Origin of the sequence: Mycobacterium szulgai, assembly GCF_002116635.1 — a bacterium.
Lineage (GTDB): Bacteria > Actinomycetota > Actinomycetes > Mycobacteriales > Mycobacteriaceae > Mycobacterium > Mycobacterium szulgai.
The window spans coordinates 121,201-137,535 of the sequence record NZ_LQPW01000039.1 but is presented as its reverse complement, the minus strand read 5'-3'; the positions used below and the strand labels follow the sequence as shown (position 1 = coordinate 137,535).

14 protein-coding genes are annotated in these 16,335 nt (G+C 63.9%); 9 read left to right on the top strand and 5 right to left on the bottom strand.

Going from position 1 to position 16,335, the window contains the following annotated elements; translation table 11 throughout:
- Positions 1 to 20 precede the first annotated feature (20 nt).
- A complete protein-coding gene (locus AWC27_RS09360; RefSeq protein WP_085670263.1) occupies positions 21 to 800 on the bottom strand; it encodes an SDR family oxidoreductase in 780 nt (259 codons plus the stop codon).
- A 51-nt stretch (positions 801 to 851) separates the two neighbouring features.
- Between AWC27_RS09360 and echA20 the strand changes: the two genes are divergently transcribed.
- From echA20 to AWC27_RS09335, 5 genes are all read left to right on the top strand, one after another.
- Positions 852 to 1,595, top strand: coding sequence for a (7aS)-7a-methyl-1,5-dioxo-2,3,5,6,7,7a-hexahydro-1H-indene-carboxyl-CoA hydrolase (gene echA20 / locus AWC27_RS09355; protein WP_085670212.1), 744 nt, complete (start codon positions 852 to 854; stop codon positions 1,593 to 1,595).
- Positions 1,592 to 2,470 carry a cholesterol ring-cleaving hydrolase subunit IpdA gene (gene ipdA, locus AWC27_RS09350; RefSeq protein ID WP_085670211.1) on the top strand — a complete coding sequence of 293 codons (879 nt, stop codon included), beginning with the start codon at positions 1,592 to 1,594 and terminating at the stop codon, positions 2,468 to 2,470. Before echA20 ends, ipdA begins: the two co-directional genes overlap by 4 nt.
- Positions 2,467 to 3,210, top strand: a complete 744-nt coding sequence (gene ipdB, locus AWC27_RS09345) for a cholesterol ring-cleaving hydrolase subunit IpdB (protein WP_085670210.1) — start codon at positions 2,467 to 2,469, stop codon at positions 3,208 to 3,210. Before ipdA ends, ipdB begins: the two co-directional genes overlap by 4 nt.
- Positions 3,210 to 4,277: a (3aS,4S,5R,7aS)-5-hydroxy-7a-methyl-1-oxo-octahydro-1H-indene-4-carboxyl-CoA dehydrogenase gene (ipdC, locus tag AWC27_RS09340; RefSeq protein WP_085670209.1), complete on the top strand. Its 1,068-nt coding sequence runs from the start codon at positions 3,210 to 3,212 to the stop codon at positions 4,275 to 4,277. The genes ipdB and ipdC overlap by 1 nt, the downstream gene beginning before the upstream one ends.
- A 174-nt stretch (positions 4,278 to 4,451) precedes the next feature.
- Positions 4,452 to 6,050, top strand: coding sequence for a PPE family protein (locus AWC27_RS09335; protein ID WP_085670208.1), 1,599 nt, complete (start codon positions 4,452 to 4,454; stop codon positions 6,048 to 6,050).
- Positions 6,051 to 6,063: 13 nt separating this feature from the next.
- Here the strand turns inward: AWC27_RS09335 and AWC27_RS09330 are convergent, their stop codons facing one another.
- Positions 6,064 to 7,125: a fatty acid desaturase family protein gene (locus AWC27_RS09330; RefSeq protein WP_085670207.1), complete on the bottom strand. Its 1,062-nt coding sequence runs from the start codon at positions 7,123 to 7,125 to the stop codon at positions 6,064 to 6,066.
- Between the two features lie 293 nt (positions 7,126 to 7,418).
- Between AWC27_RS09330 and AWC27_RS09325 the strand changes: the two genes are divergently transcribed.
- Positions 7,419 to 9,440, top strand: a complete 2,022-nt coding sequence (locus tag AWC27_RS09325) for a fatty acid desaturase (protein ID WP_085670206.1) — start codon at positions 7,419 to 7,421, stop codon at positions 9,438 to 9,440.
- Between the two features lie 69 nt (positions 9,441 to 9,509).
- Here AWC27_RS09325 and AWC27_RS09320 read toward each other — a convergent pair whose 3' ends face one another.
- Positions 9,510 to 9,932 carry a hypothetical protein gene (locus AWC27_RS09320; protein ID WP_211281595.1) on the bottom strand — a complete coding sequence of 141 codons (423 nt, stop codon included), beginning with the start codon at positions 9,930 to 9,932 and terminating at the stop codon, positions 9,510 to 9,512.
- Between the two features lie 508 nt (positions 9,933 to 10,440).
- Between AWC27_RS09320 and AWC27_RS09315 the strand changes: the two genes are divergently transcribed.
- Positions 10,441 to 10,860, top strand: coding sequence for a nitroreductase family deazaflavin-dependent oxidoreductase (locus AWC27_RS09315; protein ID WP_085670205.1), 420 nt, complete (start codon positions 10,441 to 10,443; stop codon positions 10,858 to 10,860).
- Here AWC27_RS09315 and fadA6 read toward each other — a convergent pair.
- The gene (gene fadA6 / locus AWC27_RS09310; RefSeq protein ID WP_085670204.1) at positions 10,857 to 12,017 is read right to left on the bottom strand and encodes a steroid 3-ketoacyl-CoA thiolase FadA6; all 1,161 of its coding nucleotides are present in this window, start codon (positions 12,015 to 12,017) and stop codon (positions 10,857 to 10,859) included. The genes AWC27_RS09315 and fadA6 overlap by 4 nt on opposite strands.
- Positions 12,018 to 12,071: 54 nt before the next feature.
- Positions 12,072 to 12,671: a TetR family transcriptional regulator KstR2 gene (gene kstR2, locus AWC27_RS09305; protein WP_085670203.1), complete on the bottom strand. Its 600-nt coding sequence runs from the start codon at positions 12,669 to 12,671 to the stop codon at positions 12,072 to 12,074.
- 164 nt (positions 12,672 to 12,835) lie between these two features.
- Between kstR2 and AWC27_RS09300 the strand changes: the two genes are divergently transcribed.
- Positions 12,836 to 14,515, top strand: coding sequence for a PPE family protein (locus AWC27_RS09300; protein ID WP_085670202.1), 1,680 nt, complete (start codon positions 12,836 to 12,838; stop codon positions 14,513 to 14,515).
- A 132-nt stretch (positions 14,516 to 14,647) separates the two neighbouring features.
- Complete coding sequence (locus tag AWC27_RS09295) at positions 14,648 to 16,318, top strand: PPE family protein (RefSeq protein WP_085670201.1); 1,671 nt, start codon at positions 14,648 to 14,650, stop codon at positions 16,316 to 16,318.
- The last annotated feature ends 17 nt before the right edge of the window (positions 16,319 to 16,335 follow it).

The window sequence follows — 16,335 nt, the reverse complement described above, 5'->3', positions numbered from 1 at the left end:
ACCCACTACTCCTCTACTCGTTACTTATTGGCGCTCGAAGCGGCCAAGTATGGCGGCGGCTCGCCGCCGCCGTGCACCTCGAGCGTCGCTCCGCTGATATAGGAAGCGACGTCGGAAGCCAGAAACGCTGCGGCCCAGCCGATGTCGGCCGGCTTGGCCAGCCTGCCCAGCGGAACGGTCGCCGCCACCCGGGCTATTGACTCGGCGTCACCGTAAAACAGTTCGGACTGTTCGGTTTCCACCATGCCGACCACCACCGCGTTGACGCGAATCTTGGGCGCCCATTCCACCGCCAGTGTGGTAGTGAGGTTTTCGAAACCCGCTTTGGCAACGCCGTATGCGGCGGTGCCCGGAGTGGGCCGACGGCCGCTGACGCTGCAAATATTCACGATCGACCCGCCGCCCGGCTGGCCTTGCATCAACGCATGTGCATGCTGCGAAACCAGCAATGGCGCAAGGACATTGAGCTCGACGATCTTGCGGTGAAAGTTATGCGTGGCTTCGGCGGCCAAAGCGTACGGGGAGCCGCCGGCATTGTTGACCAATACGTCCAGACGCCCATGCTTTTCGGTCATTGCGCCGAAAAGCCGCTTGACCGAATCCTCGTCGCGAATGTCGCAGCTGTGAAACTCATACGGAAGACCGTCGACAGGTCGTCGCGCGCAGGTAATGACGGTCGCGCCCTGCTCGGCGAAAACTGAACTGATGCCGGCCCCTACGCCGCGAACACCCCCCGTCACCAACACCACTCGCCCCGTTAACCCAAGATTGATGGCTTCTCCAGATGGGGACGCTGACAGCACTGTGGTAGTGTACCAAGCAAGTGCTTGCTTCGGTACCTAGGAGTCTCGATGACGATCACCTCCACCAATCCCGAGCCAGGGATAGTCGCGGTCACCGTTGACTATCCACCCGTGAACGCCATTCCGTCGGCAGGCTGGTTCGAGCTCGGCGACGCCATAACTGCGGCCGGGCGGAACCCGGATACCCACGCGGTGATTCTGCGCGCCGAGGGCCGCGGCTTCAACGCCGGTGTGGACATCAAGGAGATGCAACGCACCGAGGGGTTCACCGCACTGATCGACGCCAACCGCGGCTGCTTCGCAGCCTTCCGTGCGGTCTACGAGTGCGCGGTACCGGTGATCGCCGCGGTCAACGGGTTCTGCGTCGGCGGCGGCATCGGGCTGGTCGGCAACGCCGACGTCATCGTCGCCTCCGACGATGCCACCTTCGGTCTGCCGGAGGTCGAGCGCGGCGCGCTCGGCGCCGCCACCCACCTGTCCCGGCTGGTGCCCCAGCACATGATGCGACGGCTGTTCTTCACCGCCGCCACCGTCGACGCCGCCACCCTGCACCACTTCGGCTCGGTACACGAGGTGGTCCCCAGAGGCGAACTCGACGAGGCCGCGCTACGGGTCGCACGCGATATCGCCGCCAAGGACACCCGCGTCATCCGGGCCGCCAAAGAGGCGCTGAACCTGATCGACGTGCAACGGGTCAACTCGAGTTACCGGATGGAACAAGGCTTTACGTTCGAACTGAACCTCGCCGGCGTTTCCGACGAGCACCGCGACGCGTTTGTGAAGAAGTCATGAACAAGCTGACTACCCTCGACGAAGCCGTCGCACAGATACAAAGCGGCATGACGATCGGCATCGCCGGCTGGGGATCGCGTCGCAAGCCGATGGCCTTCGTCCGTGCGCTGCTGCGCACCGACATCACCGACCTGACGATAGTCACCTATGGCGGACCGGACTTGGGCCTACTGTGCTCAGCCGGCAAGGTGAAGCGCGTCTACTACGGCTTCGTATCGCTGGATTCGCCGCCTTTCTATGACCCGTGGTTCGCCAAGGCCCGCACCACGGGTGCGATCGAGGCCCGGGAGATGGACGAAGGCATGCTGCGCTGTGGACTGCAGGCCGCGGCACAACGGCTGCCGTTCTTGCCGATTCGCGCCGGGCTGGGCAGCTCGGTGCTGGACTTCTGGGAAGGCGAGCTACAGACCGTCACCAGCCCATACCCCACCGACGGCGGACACGAGACGCTCATCGCCATGCCGGCCCTGCGCCTGGACGCGGCCTTCGCGCACCTCAATCTCGGTGACGCGCAAGGCAATGCGGCTTACACGGGCATTGACCCCTACTTCGACGATCTCTTCCTGATGGCCGCCGGGAAGCGATTCCTCTCCGTGGAAAAGGTCGTGTCCACCGACGAACTCGTCAAAGCGGTACCCCCGCAAGCGCTGCTGATCAACCGGATGATGGTCGACGCCGTCGTCGAAGCGCCCAACGGTGCCCACTTCACCACCGCCGCGCCGGATTACGGTCGCGACGAGAAGTTCCAACGGCACTACGCAGAAGCCGCCGGTTCCGAGGAAGGTTGGCAACAGTTCGTCCAGACCTACCTGTCCGGGAGTGAAGACGACTACCAGGCGGCCGTGCGCAAGTTCGCCGAGGAGGCCGCGAAATGACCAGCACCCGAGCCGAGATATGCGCTGTCGCCTGCGCCGAATTATTCCGCGACGCAGGCGAAATCATGATCAGCCCGATGACCAACATGGCGTCGGTCGGCGCCCGGCTGGCCCGACTCACCTTCTCCCCCGACATCCTGCTGACCGACGGCGAGGCCCAGCTCCTGGCCGATACCCCGGCACTGGGCAAGACGGGGGCGGTCGAAGGCTGGATGCCGTTTGGCCGGGTGTTCGAGACGCTGGCCTGGGGCCGCCGGCACGTGGTGATGGGCGCCAATCAGGTTGACCGCTATGGCAACCAGAACATTTCGGCGTTCGGACCCTTGCAACAACCGACCCGGCAGATGTTCGGCGTCCGCGGCTCACCAGGCAACACCATCAACCACGCGACCAGCTACTGGGTGGGCAACCATTCCAAGCGGGTCTTCACCGAAACCGTCGACGTCGTCTCCGGCATCGGCTACGACAAGGTGGACGCGAACAACCCGGCGTTCCGGTTCGTCAATGTCTACCGCGTGATTTCCAATCTTGGCGTGTTCGACTTCGGCGGCCCCGAGCGCACCATGCGGGCCTTGAGCCTGCACCCCGGGGTGGCGCCCGACGAGGTTCGCGAGGCCACCTCGTTCGAGGTGCACGGCCTGGACGAAGCCGGTGAAAGCCGGCTGCCCACCACGGACGAGCTGCGGCTCATCCGCGAAGTGATCGATCCAAAGGCCCTGCGCGACAGGGAGATCCGATAGTGCGGCTGAAGACGCCGCTGACCGATCTGGTCGGCATCGAGCACCCGGTGGTGCAAACCGGGATGGGCTGGGTGGCCGGGGCACGGCTAGTATCGGCGACGGCCAACGCCGGCGGGCTGGGAATCCTGGCGTCGGCCACCATGACGCTGGACGAGCTGGCGACCGCTATCAAGAAGGTCAAGGCCGCCACCGACAAACCGTTCGGTGTCAACATCCGCGCCGATGCCGCCGACGCCGGCGATCGCGTCGAGCTGATGATCCGCGAGGGCGTCAAGGTTGCCTCGTTCGCGCTGGCCCCCAAGCAGGAACTGATCGCCCGGCTGAAAGAGGCTGGCGCAGTGGTCGTTCCGTCGATCGGCGCGGCCAAGCACGCACGCAAAGTCGCCGGCTGGGGCGCCGACGCAATGATCGTGCAGGGCGGCGAAGGCGGCGGCCACACCGGTCCGGTTGCCACCACACTGCTGTTGCCGTCGGTCCTGGATGCGGTCGAGGGCACCGGCATTCCGGTGATCGCCGCGGGCGGGTTCTTCGACGGGCGCGGCCTGGCCGCGGCGCTGTCCTACGGCGCGGCCGGCGTGGCCATGGGCACCCGGTTTCTGCTCACTTCGGATTCGACCGTGCCCGAGGCGGTCAAGCAGAGGTATCTGGCGGCCGCACTGGACGGCACCGTCGTCACCACCCGAGTCGACGGCATGCCGCACCGGGTATTGCGCACCGGGCTGGTGGAGAAGCTGGAAAGCGGCTCGCGGGCAAGGGGTTTCACCGCCGCGGTGCGCAACGCCGCCAAGTTCAAGCAGATGTCCCAGATGACGTGGCGCTCGATGATCCAAGACGGCCTGGCCATGCGGCACGGCAAGGAGCTGACCTGGTCACAAGTGGTGATGGCGGCCAATACCCCGATGCTGCTCAAGGCCGGACTGGTCGAGGGCAACACCGACGCCGGCGTTTTGGCGTCCGGTCAGGTCGCTGGCATCCTCGACGACCTGCCGTCGTGCAAAGAGTTGATCGAGTCGATCGTGCGTGACGCGATCGCCCACCTGCAGTCGGCCTCGGCACTGGTGGAGTAGTTACCAAACCAGCCATCGAACGCTGCTCGGCAATGTGACTTTGGTCCTCGATATGGGGGGCGAAAGCACGCGGTTCCCGCCCCGCCATCGCCATAGCATCTGTCCAGAATCGCTCGGTCCCATTCGCGCAACGGCCGACTCGGTGGCGACCGCGGACTATGCAGGAGGCCAACGATGGTCAATTTTCCGATATTGCCACCGGAGATCAATTCGCTGCGGATGTTCAGCGGTGCGGGCTCCGCGCCGATGCTGCAGGCTGCTGCGGCATGGAATGGACTTGCCGATGAGTTGGGTGCGGCGGCGGACTCATTTGCCTCGGTGACCTCGGGGCTGGCCGGGCAGGCCTGGCAAGGACCAGCGGCGGCCGCTATGGCGGCCGCCGCCGCTCCCTATGCGGGGTGGCTGAGCGCCGCCGCGGCGCGGGCTGCCGGAGCAGCCGGCCAGGCCCAGGCGGTGGCCAGCGCATTCGAAGCTGCGCGGAGCGCGACGATCCACCCGCTCGCGGTGGCGGCGAACCGCACCGCATTCGTGCAGCTGGTCCGGTCGAATTTCCTTGGGCTTTTCGGGCCGGCAATCGCCGCCGCCGAGGCCCAGTACGAGGAGATGTGGGCCGCCGATGTCACGGCGATGACGGGCTATCAGGCGGGTGCCGTGGCGGCAGCAGCCCAGTTGAACCCATTCGCGCAGTTGTTGCAGGCATTGCCGAACATAGGCATCGGCAATAAGGGCGGCACCGGGAACATCGGCAACGGCAACACCGGCACCGCCAACGTCGGTAGCGGCAACACCGGCGGCGGAAACTTCGGCGGTGGAAACGGCTCCGCGGCCAAGCCGAGCTATAACAACATCGGCAGCGCAAACATCGGCAACAGCAACTTTGGCAGCGGGAACACCGGCAACGAAAACATCGGCTTCGGAAACACCGGTAATCCCCTAACCAGCTCCAACCCAGGCGTTAACTTCGGCATAGGCAACTACGGCAACGGAAACTTCGGCATCGGAAACATCGGCGTCGAGAACGTCGGCGCCGGAAACAACGGCAACGGAAACGTGGGTTTCGGTCTTACCGGTAACAAACTGGTCGGTTTCGGAAACGCATATTTCAACTCGGCAACCGGTCAGTTCGTTTTCAACGGGCTAAACACCGGTAGCGGCAATATCGGCTTCGGCAACTCGGGTACCGACAACATCGGCTTCTTCAACTCCGGACATGGGAACGTAGGCATCTTCAATGCCAGCTCCGCCTCGCCCAGTGCCTTGGGCAACATCGGCATCGCGAACGCGGGCGCCGGCAACTTCGGCTTTGGGAACTCGTTCGCTGGAAACACAGGCTTCGGCAACAGCGGCACGCTGCAGACCGGCATCTTCAACTCGGGCCAACTGAATACCGGCTTCGGGAATTCGGGCAGCTACAACACCGGCTTCTGGAATTCGGGCGATACCAACACCGGCTTCGGGAATTCGGGTGACACGAACACGGGTTTGTGGAATTCCGGCGATGTGAATACGAGCATCGGGTCCACCACGAATGTGGCCGCACCTAACTCCGGCTTCAGCAACACGGGTACCGGAGTTTCCGGCTTCTTCAACACCGTCACCGGCGCGGGTGGCACGATTTCCGGCATGTTCAATAAGGCCGCCGGAGGCACACTGAACGGCTTTATCTCGGGCATCGGCAATACCGGGGCGGTGGGCGGCGTCCCAGCGTTTGCCGGCCAACTCTCGGGCCTGCTCAACACCGGCAGTCTGCACTCGGGTGCGTTCAATCTTTAAGCAGGCAAAAGGATCAGCTCTGGTGTCGGACTAACGCTCGATGCGCTCGGAGTTCGCTGCTGGCCTCGTGTAGATGGCGCAGACCGATCCGGTAGGACTCGATCAGGCCGGTGCTCAAATACGAAATGCCGATCCGGCTGCAATACTCCGCCACGATCGGCTGGGCATGGCGCAGGTTGGACCTGGGCATGCTCGGGAAAAGGTGGTGCTCGATCTGATAATTCAGCCCGCCCATCATCCAGTCGGTGATCGGGCCACCATCGACGTTGCGCGAGGTGAGCACCTGCTTCTCGATGTAGCCCCACTGAGCCTCACCGTGGTGCATCTCCATGCCCTTGTGGTTCGGCGCGAACACGCTGCCCAGATGAACGCCCAAAACCATGTGATGGATCAGCGCGAACAGCACCGCCTTGCCCGGCGACAAGACGAGGAATAGGGCACCGAAGTACAGGACCAGATGTAGTGCGATCAGGCCGAACTCGAGCCGGGACTCGCGGCGCGGCCGAGCGAGCAGAAAGCGAAAGGCCCAGTATTTGAGGTGAAAGCCCTCAACCGTGAGCAGCAGGAAAAACAGCCGTCCCTGGTAGCAGGTCAGCCAGCCGATAAGGCCGGTGCGGCCCCTGGCCCGCTCGGGAGTAAACGCCAATGAGCCTCCGACATCGGGGTCCTTGTCCACGTGGTTCGGGTTCGCGTGGTGGCGGTTGTGCTTGTCGTTCCACCAGTCGTAGCTCATCCCCAGCAGCAGGCCGCCGTGTGCCCGGCCGATCCAGTCGTGCAACTTGCGGGAGCTCGCGATCTGCTGATGGCCGGCGTCGTGGGCGAAGAATGCGGCCCGGGTGGACAAGATGCCCATCGGGACCGCCAAGAGCAACACCCACCACGAACTTGCCAGGACAACCATCCCGGCCCACGTCGCGGCCATCAGAGCCAAGTTGACTCCGATCGCCACCACATACGCCGACGTCCGCCGCTCAAGCAGGCCAGCCGCCTTGATCTCGCGGAGCAATGGCGCGAAGTCGCTGCCCTTGACCCCGGAGCGGCCAGCGGGCACGGACGTGACCATGGACCGGGCCATCGCAATCCTCCTCTCGCGTCGGTGCTGTCGCAGCCCCGCCGACGCGGCTACATCAGTCATCAATGTGCATCAGCGACCTTGCCGATCCCTGTGAACAAGCGATTAATTAGCACACTTATCAAATCGGCCCACCGTGGAGATGCAGGTCGATCAAGGGCCGATCCGCCTGGTGAGCGGGCTCGGGCGCGGTCTGAGAAACGCTGACACACGCCGGTTGAGCGAAGCTTGAATGCGAGTTGCATCACACAGGGCCGTTACGCCAGTTGACGCGTGTCGACTAGGCTATGCCAGCTATGTCGACCATCGACGCAGTAGACCAAGCGGCACACGAAGCCCCCGCCCACCACGCGCTACCCGATCCCGGTGAATCGGTACCCAAGCTGGCGCTGCCAACCATAGGGATCTTCCTTGCTTCATTGACTGCCTTCGTGCTCTCAACGATCGGCTATGTCAACGGATGGATGCCGTTCTGGGCCACGATCCCGATCAACGCCACGGTGACCTTCGTGATGTTCACCGTCGTACACGACGCGTCGCATTACTCGATCAGCTCAGCCCGCTGGGTGAACGGACTGATGGGACGATTGGCCTGGCTCTTCGTCGGGCCGGTGGTGGCCTTCCCCTCGTTCGGGTTCATTCATATCCAGCACCACCGCCACTCCAACGACGACGACCAGGATCCGGACACGTTCGCCTCGCACGGGAAGTGGTGGCAACTGCCGTTGCGCTGGCCGATGGTCGAGTACTTCTATCTCAAGTACTACCTCCCGCGTGCACGCAGCCGTCCCGTTAAAGAGGTCGCCGAGACGCTGGTGATGATGGCCCTGAGCCTCACCGGCCTTGTCGTTGCGATCGTCACCGGAAACTTCTGGACGCTGGCAGTGGTCTTCTTGATCCCGCAACGCATCGGGCTCACCGTGCTGGCATGGTGGTTCGACTGGCTGCCCCACCACGGGCTGGCAGACACCCAGCGCAGCAATCGTTACCGGGCCACCCGCAATCGCGTCGGCGCGGAGTGGCTGTTCACCCCGGTGCTGCTGTCGCAGAACTATCACCTGGTGCATCACCTGCACCCGTCGGTTCCGTTCTACCGCTACCTGCGAACGTGGAAACGCAACGAAGAGGCCTATCTGGAACGTAATGCCGCCATCTCCACAGTCTTTGGCCAGCAACTGAACCCGGATGAGTTCCGGGAGTGGAAAGAACTCAACGGCCGGCTCGCGCGGCTGTTGCCGGTGCGGATGCCGACCAGGTCGAGCTCGCCGCACGGAACACTGCATCGCGTACCAGTGGCCTCGGTGGACCCCATCACCGCCGACAGCACGCTGGTCACTTTCGCGGTGCCCGAAGCGTTGCAGGACGCATTTCGCTTCGAGCCGGGCCAGCACGTGACGGTGTGCACCGACCTTGGCGGCCAAGGCATTCGCCGCAACTACTCGATCTGCGCGCCTGCGACCCGGGCCCAGCTTCGAATCGCGGTCAAACACATTGCCGGCGGGGCATTTTCAACCTTCGTGGCCAACGACCTCAAGGCCGGCGACGTATTGGAATTGATGACGCCGACCGGTCGTTTCGGCACCCCGCTGCATCCATTGAACCGCAAGCATTACGTGGGCTTAGTAGCCGGCAGCGGAATCACCCCGGTGCTGTCCATCGTGGCGACCACGCTGGAAATCGAGACCGAGAGCCGGTTCACGCTCGTCTACGGCAACCGCACCAGGGAATCGACGATGTTCCGGGCCGAGCTCGACCGCCTCGAGTCGCGCTATGCCGATCGGCTCGAGGTCCTGCACGTGCTGTCCAGCGAGCCGCTGCACACTCCCGAACTGCGCGGCCGGATCGATCGTGAAAAGCTCAACCTGTGGCTGACCAGCACCTTGACGCCCGATAGCGTGGACGAGTGGTTCATTTGCGGTCCAATGGAAATGACCACCTCGGTGCGCGAGATGCTGGTCGAGCATCTCGTTGACTCCGAACGAATTCACCTCGAGCTGTTCTATGGGTACGACAGCGCACCGGAGGCCGAGCGCAGCTACGAGGCCGCTACGGTGACCTTCACCTTGTCGGGGCACCAGTGGACCTATGACCTGACGCCCGGCGACTCGATTCTCGAAGGCGCGCTGCAGGTTCGCAGCGATGCGCCGTATGCCTGCATGGGCGGCGCCTGCGGCACCTGCCGGGCCAAACTCATCGAGGGCAACGTGGAGATGGACCACAACTTCGCGCTGGGGCAGGCCGAACTCGATGCCGGCTATGTCCTGACCTGCCAATCCCACCCGACCACGCCGTTCGTGTCCGTCGACTACGACGCGTAATCTCCACTGCGAGTGTGAATTTCACGACGCGACACGCCGCCTAGCCGTCGCGTCGTTCACAGTCGGTGGTCATTCTCGCCACCCCGCGGCGGTCAGCGCCGCGCCGACGCGCTGCACCAGCGTTGCCTGACGGTATCTGAGCAGGTCGTTGCTCACCCGGATGATCGTCCAACCGCTATCGGCGACCTCGGCCCAGCGGTCGATGTCGCGCGTCCGCTGCCCCGGATCCGTCCAACGGTAAGCGCCGTCGTATTCCACACCGACCCGCCACTGCTCCCACCCCATATCGAGACGGGCGATGAGATAGCTTGCGGGGCCGCAAATCACGATCTGTGTGCGTTGAACGGGAAATCCGGCATCGACTGACGCCAACCGGTTCCAGCTCTCCGGTAGCGACTCCGCCCCTCCGCCGACTAGAGGCAGGATCTGGTGCAGGCGCCTTACTCCGCGAGCACACGGGTGGCGCACGACGACCGCCTCCACATCCAGCATCTTGCATCGGTGGCGTTCGCCAGCGCGTCCAACCGCGCACTGCAAGTAGTCGTAGTGCGTGCCGAGCGATGTCGAAAGCCGTTCGCGCCGCACTGGTTACGGCCATACCGCCCAGCTCGACAACGTCGCCGTCCAGCAGCGTGTCGGTATGCACGGTGATGCCGTTAGGGGCGCCGGTTGTCGTACACCAATGACGCCGGGCCACCGGGTCCACCCATTTCGCCCCGAGCAGCGCCACCGAATTGCCCGCGACCACCGCCTGCCGCCGCGACATGACCAGGCAGCGCGAGCCCGCTGTACGGCCCTCAACTCGATGCCCGACGGCCCGTACACGCCGGGATAGACGGGTGCGTAAGGGAAGAGCCATTCCAGCTCCAGCACGGCCAGACCATGCCGCCGGCCCCCGACAGCCTACCGAGTGTGAATCTCCCGACGCGACACGCCGCTGCAGCATCGCCCGCCTCACACTCGACGCGCCACCGCTAAACAACAGGTGCATGCTGGAGCGATGATGGCAATGGCGCCGGAATCCTGGCCGAAACCCCTTCTGAACGGGATCCGAACTTCCAACAAGTATCTGCTCAATCCGCTCATGGCACTGCTGGCCGGCCGCAAATACTGGTACGCGTCGGCTATTCGGCACACCGGCAGACGATCAGGCAAGCAATACGTCACACCCGTGGTCGCTGAGCGCGTGGCGGACGGGTTCTTGATCCCGCTGCCCTACGGCACCGACACCGACTGGGTGCGCAACGTGCTCGCCGCCGGACGGGCCAGCGTCAAGTGTCACGGTGAAACCCGAGATGTGGTGCAGCCGAAGGTGGTCGAGGCCGCGCAGGCACTGCCCTTGGTCCCCGCTGAGCACGGCCGCACCTATGCGCGCGTCGGCGTCGAGCGGTTCCTTCAGGTGACCGACGCGCGAAGCTAGAGCCGCTCGATGATCGTGACGTTGGCCGTACCGCCGCCTTCGCACATCGTCTGCAGCCCGTAGCGGCCGCCAATACGCTCCAGCTCGTTGAGCATGGTGGTGAACAGCTTCGCCCCGGTAGCACCCAACGGGTGACCCAGCGCGATCGCACCGCCGTTTGGGTTGACCTTCTCGGGGTCGGCCTTGATCTCCTTGAGCCAGGCCATAACTACCGGTGCGAACGCCTCGTTGATCTCGACGGTGTCGATGTCCTCGATCGACAGCCCGGTCTTTTCCAGCGCGTAGCGGGTGGCGGGAATGGGCCCGGTCAACATGAAAACCGGATCGGCGGCGCGGGCACTGACGTGGTGAATACGGGCGCGGGGAGTCAGCCCGTGGTCCTTGACGGCCCGCTCGGAAGCCAGCAGCACCGCACTGGCGCCGTCGGAAATCTGGCTGGCCATCGCCGCCGTCAGCCGGCCACCTTCGACCAGGGTTTTCAGGCCCGCCATCTTCTCCAGCGACGACTCGCGCGGCCCCTCATCGACCCGATACGGCCCGGATTCGGTTTCCACAGTGATGATTTCATTGTCGAAGTGGCCGCCCCGAATCGCTGCGAAGGCACGCTCGTGGCTGGTCAGAGCGTACTGCTCCATCTCCTCGCGGGACAGGTTCCACTTCTCGGCGATCAACTCCGAGCCGCGGAACTGTGAGATCTCCTGGTCCCCGTAGCGATGCAGCCACTGCTTGGATTCGCTCGTCGGAGAGGTGAATCCGAATTGCTCGCCGACGGTCATTGCCGACGAGATCGGGATCTGGCTCATATTCTGCACACCACCGGCCACGATGAGGTCGGCTGTACCGGCCAAGATCGCTTGTGCACCAAAAGAAATGGCTTGCTGGCTGGATCCGCACTGCCGATCCACGGTGACGCCGGGAACCTCTTCGGGATACCCGGCGGCGAGCCAGGACAGCCGTGCGATGTTGCCGGCCTGTCCGCCGATCGCGTCGACACAACCGGCGATCACATCTTCGACGGCAGCAGGGTCGACGTCGACTCGGTCGAGCAGTCCACGCCAGCCCAAGGCGCCCAAGTCGACGGGATGGATCCCGGCCAGTGCGCCGTTGCGCTTGCCGATCGCGGTACGTACAGCGTCAATTACGTACGCCTGTGCCATTAGCGTCGCTCCTCCTCATGACTTCGTCCTGCATCGTCGCCGACACGGGCCATATCACTCTTCTTTGGTTATTCCGCCAAGGACGATGGCGAGGTAGTTCTGTCCCACTTGCTCAGCGGTGAGCGGTCCGCCGGGTTGATACCAGCGCACCGACACCCACGTGGTGTCACGAATGAATCGGTAAACCAGGTCGACGTCGAGGTCGGGACGGAAATAACCTTCCTCGATGCCCTGATTGAGTGTGTCGACCCACATTTTTCGCTGCTGCTTGTTCCGGTCTTCGAGATAGGAGAAGCGAGGCTGCGACGACAGCCGCTGAGCCTCGTCCTGGTAGATGACGACCTGCGCGTGGCGGTGTTCGATCGCCTGGAACGACGCCATGAACAGGCCCTTGAGCCGCTCCAATGGATTGGGTTCGCTTTCGACGATCTCCTCGTAGCGGGTAAAGAGCCAATCAAGGAAGCCGCGCAGCAGCTCGTCGACCATTTCCTCTTTGGAAGCGAAGTGATGATAGAGGCTGCCGGACAAGATGCCGGCGCCGTCGGCGATATCGCGCACGGTGGTCGCGCGCAGGCCGCGTTCGGCAAACATGATGGCGGCGAGCTCCAATAACTCGTCTCGGCGGCTGTTAGCCTGACCGGTCGCTCGATCCACCCGATCAGACTATCAACCAAGCGCTTGCTCGGCCAACCAGCGGAGCGCCAAAATGTGCAGTCACGATTTCGCGAAAACGCACATGCTCGGTCAAATCGGGCCGTATGGTCCTGTCAGTCGAGGGCGTGCTCGGTCATGGGCGATTGAGTCATGGGAGGTCAACAATGGTGAATTTCGCGGTGCTTCCGCCGGAGATCATCTCTTTACAAATGTCCATCGGTGCCGGCTCTACCCCGATGCTGGAGGCCTCGGCGGCCTGGAGCGGTCTATCCGAGGAGCTCAGCACCGCAGCCGACTCCTTTGGATCGCTGACCTCCAACTTGGCCGGCCAGGCCTGGCAGGGACCAGCCGCAAAGGCGATGCTGGCCGCCGCCGGCCCCTACGCGGGGTTCCTGCGGGCAGCCGCAACGCGAGCGATCAGCGCCTCCTCCCAGGCCAAAGCGGTAGCCAGCGCATTCGAGGCCGCCAAGGCGGCCACCATCCACCCGCTGGAGATCGCCGCCAACCGCAACGCGTTCGTGCAGCTGGTGCGCTCGAACTGGTTCGGGCTCAACGCACCGGCGATCGCGGCCGCTGAAAGCATCTACGAAGAGTTCTGGGCAACCGACGTGGCCGCGATGTTCGGCTACCACTCCGGAGCTGCCGCGGCAGCCGCCCAGCTCAACCCCTTCGCCCAGCTACTGCAGGCCCTGCCCAACATCGGCATCGGCAACAAGGGCGGCACCGGCAACATCGGCAACGGCAACACCGGTGGCTCCAACGTCGGCAGCGGCAACAAGGGCGACGGCAACGTCGGCGGCGGCAACACCGGCAATAGCAACGGCGGCGCCGGAAACAACGGCAACGGCAACATCGGCGCCGGAAACATCGGAAACGGCAACGTCGGCGTGGGAAACACCGGCACCGGTTCGGCCCCCGGCCTGAACTGGGGGGCGGGAAACAACGGCAACAGCAACATCGGCTTCGGGAACGCCGGTAACAGCAACCGAGGCGGCGGCAACGTCGGCAACGGCAATATCGGCGGCGGCAACACCGGCAACAACAACATCGGCTTCGGCCTGACCGGCAACAACCTGGTGGGCCTGGGCAACACCTACTACAACACCGCAACCGGGCAATTCAACTTCGGTGGCCTGAACTCCGGCGTCAACAACATCGGCATCGGCAACTCCGGCGCAGGCAACATCGGCTTCTTCAACTCCGGCCAGGGCAACTACGGCGCCTTCAGCACCGGCGTCAACAGCCTGATGCCGGGTCACCCCAACAGCGTCGGCTTTGGCAACGCGAGCATAGGGGCCATCGGCGCCGGCAATACGGGCCTTGGCAACTTCGGCTTCGGAAACTCCGGAACCTTGGACACCGGCTGGGGTAACTCGGGCAGCTTCAACACCGGCGGCGGCAACTCCGGCGGAGCTTTCTTCCAGGGTGGCAACACGGGCTGGTTCAACTCCGGCACGGTGAACACCGGCATTGGAAACTCGGGGAACACGAACACCGGCTTCTGGAACTCAGGAAATGTGAACACGGGCTTCGGCGCCACCACCGACACCGCCGCGGATAACTCCGGGTTTGGGAATACCGGGAAAGGGATATCGGGCTTTAACAATTCAGCCAGCGGTGGCGGCATTTTGACCACGAACGGCCTAATCTCGGGCATTGGAAACACGGCCTCCGGTGGCTCCCTCTTGAACGGAAACATGTCGGGCTTCTTTAACACCGGTGTGTCGGCGGCGATCGCCGGACTCCCGAAAGGTTTCGTGAGCGGCTTTAACACTGGATTATTGAACTCGGGGACGGGTGCTGCAGGTTTCTTCAACATCACTCAGCTGCTGCAGAACCTGTAATACCGCAGCGGAACTGCCCGGTTAGTCGGATCTAACCCAATCCGACATGCCGACGAAACAGCAACATTCGCCGGTTCCTCGTTGTAGCGTTTCGGACGATTCAGAAATGTCAGCGCAAACCGGAGGTCAACAGTGGTGAATTTCGCGGTGCTTCCGCCGGAGATCATCTCTTTACAAATGTCCATCGGTGCCGGCTCTACCCCGATGCTGGAGGCCTCGGCGGCCTGGAGCGGTCTATCCGAGGAGCTCAGCACCGCAGCCGACTCCTTTGGATCGCTGACCTCCAACTTGGCCGGCCAGGCCTGGCAGGGACCAGCCGCAAAGGCGATGCTGGCCGCCGCCGGCCCCTACGCGGGGTTCCTGCGGGCAGCCGCAACGCGAGCGATCAGCGCCTCCTCCCAGGCCAAAGCGGTAGCCAGCGCATTCGAGGCCGCCAAGGCGGCCACCATCCACCCGCTGGAGATCGCCGCCAACCGCAACGCGTTCGTGCAGCTGGTGCGCTCGAACTGGTTCGGGCTCAACGCACCGGCGATCGCGGCCGCTGAAAGCATCTACGAAGAGTTCTGGGCAACCGACGTGGCCGCGATGTTCGGCTACCACTCCGGAGCTGCCGCGGCAGCCGCCCAGCTCAACCCCTTCGCCCAGCTACTGCAGGCCCTGCCCAACATCGGCATCGGCAACAAGGGCGGCACCGGCAACATCGGCAACGGCAACACCGGTGGCTCCAACGTCGGCAGCGGCAACAAGGGCGACGGCAACGTCGGCGGCGGCAACATCGGCAATAGCAACGGCGGCGCCGGAAACCATGGCGACGGCAACATCGGCGCCGGAAACAGGGGCAATGGCAACGTCGGCTTCGGAAACACCGGCACCGGTTCGGCCCCCGGCCTGAACTGGGGCATGGGCAACCACGGCAACAGCAACATCGGCCTCGGGAACGCCGGTAACAGCAACCGGGGCGGCGGCAACGCCGGCAACGGCAATATCGGCGGCGGCAACACCGGCAACAACAACATCGGCTTCGGCCTGACCGGCAACAACCTGGTGGGCCTGGGCAACACCTACTACAACACCGCAACCGGCCAATTCAACTTCGGTGGCCTGAACTCCGGCGTCAACAACATCGGCATCGGCAACTCCGGCGCAGGCAACATCGGCTTCTTCAACTCCGGCCAGGGCAACTACGGCGCCTTCAGCACCGGCGTCAACCTCCTCGAGCCGGGCCACCCCAATGGCCTTGGCTTCGGGAACTCGGGCATCGGTTCAATCGGGTTCGGCAACACGGGCATCGGAAACTTCGGCTTCGGAAACTCCGGAACGCTCGATACGGGCTGGGGCAACTCGGGCAGCTTCAATACCGGCGGAGGAAACGCGGGTGGAGCCACCTTGACCGGAGGTAACACCGGCTGGTTCAACTCCGGTGATGGAAACACCGGCGCTGGCAACTCGGGGACCACAAACACGGGCCTCTGGAATTCGGGCAACGTGAACACCGGTTTCGGCGCCACCACCGACACCGCGGCTGATAACTCGGGCTTTGGCAACACCGGTGTAGAGATGTCGGGCTTCTTCAACTCAGCCACTGGCGGCGCGGCGCAGGGCGCCATGTCAGGCATTGGAAACACCGCCTCCGGCGGTTCAGGTCTGAACGGCTTTAGCTCGGGGCTTTTCAATACCGGCGTCTCGGGCCCGATCTTTGGAAATCCTTCTGGAGTTCTGAGTGGCTTCAACTCCGGGGTGTTCAACAACGGCACGGGGCTTGCCGGCTTCTTCAGCATCACAAAGCTGTTGCAGAATCTGTAGCCGCACAACGCAATTGG

Bases quoted from the DNA above. Each gene is read 5' to 3' on its own strand.
- echA20 (WP_085670212.1), top strand. From the start codon at position 852: ATGACGATCACCTCCACCAATCCCGAGCCAGGGATAGTCGCGGTCACC.
- ipdA (WP_085670211.1), top strand. From the start codon at position 1,592: ATGAACAAGCTGACTACCCTCGACGAAGCCGTCGCACAGATACAAAGC.
- ipdB (WP_085670210.1), top strand. From the start codon at position 2,467: ATGACCAGCACCCGAGCCGAGATATGCGCTGTCGCCTGCGCCGAATTA.
- AWC27_RS09335 (WP_085670208.1), top strand. From the start codon at position 4,452: ATGGTCAATTTTCCGATATTGCCACCGGAGATCAATTCGCTGCGGATG.
- AWC27_RS09330 (WP_085670207.1), bottom strand. From the start codon at position 7,125: ATGGCCCGGTCCATGGTCACGTCCGTGCCCGCTGGCCGCTCCGGGGTC.
- AWC27_RS09325 (WP_085670206.1), top strand. From the start codon at position 7,419: ATGTCGACCATCGACGCAGTAGACCAAGCGGCACACGAAGCCCCCGCC.
- AWC27_RS09320 (WP_211281595.1), bottom strand. From the start codon at position 9,932: ATGCTGGATGTGGAGGCGGTCGTCGTGCGCCACCCGTGTGCTCGCGGA.
- AWC27_RS09315 (WP_085670205.1), top strand. From the start codon at position 10,441: ATGATGGCAATGGCGCCGGAATCCTGGCCGAAACCCCTTCTGAACGGG.
- fadA6 (WP_085670204.1), bottom strand. From the start codon at position 12,017: ATGGCACAGGCGTACGTAATTGACGCTGTACGTACCGCGATCGGCAAG.
- AWC27_RS09300 (WP_085670202.1), top strand. From the start codon at position 12,836: ATGGTGAATTTCGCGGTGCTTCCGCCGGAGATCATCTCTTTACAAATG.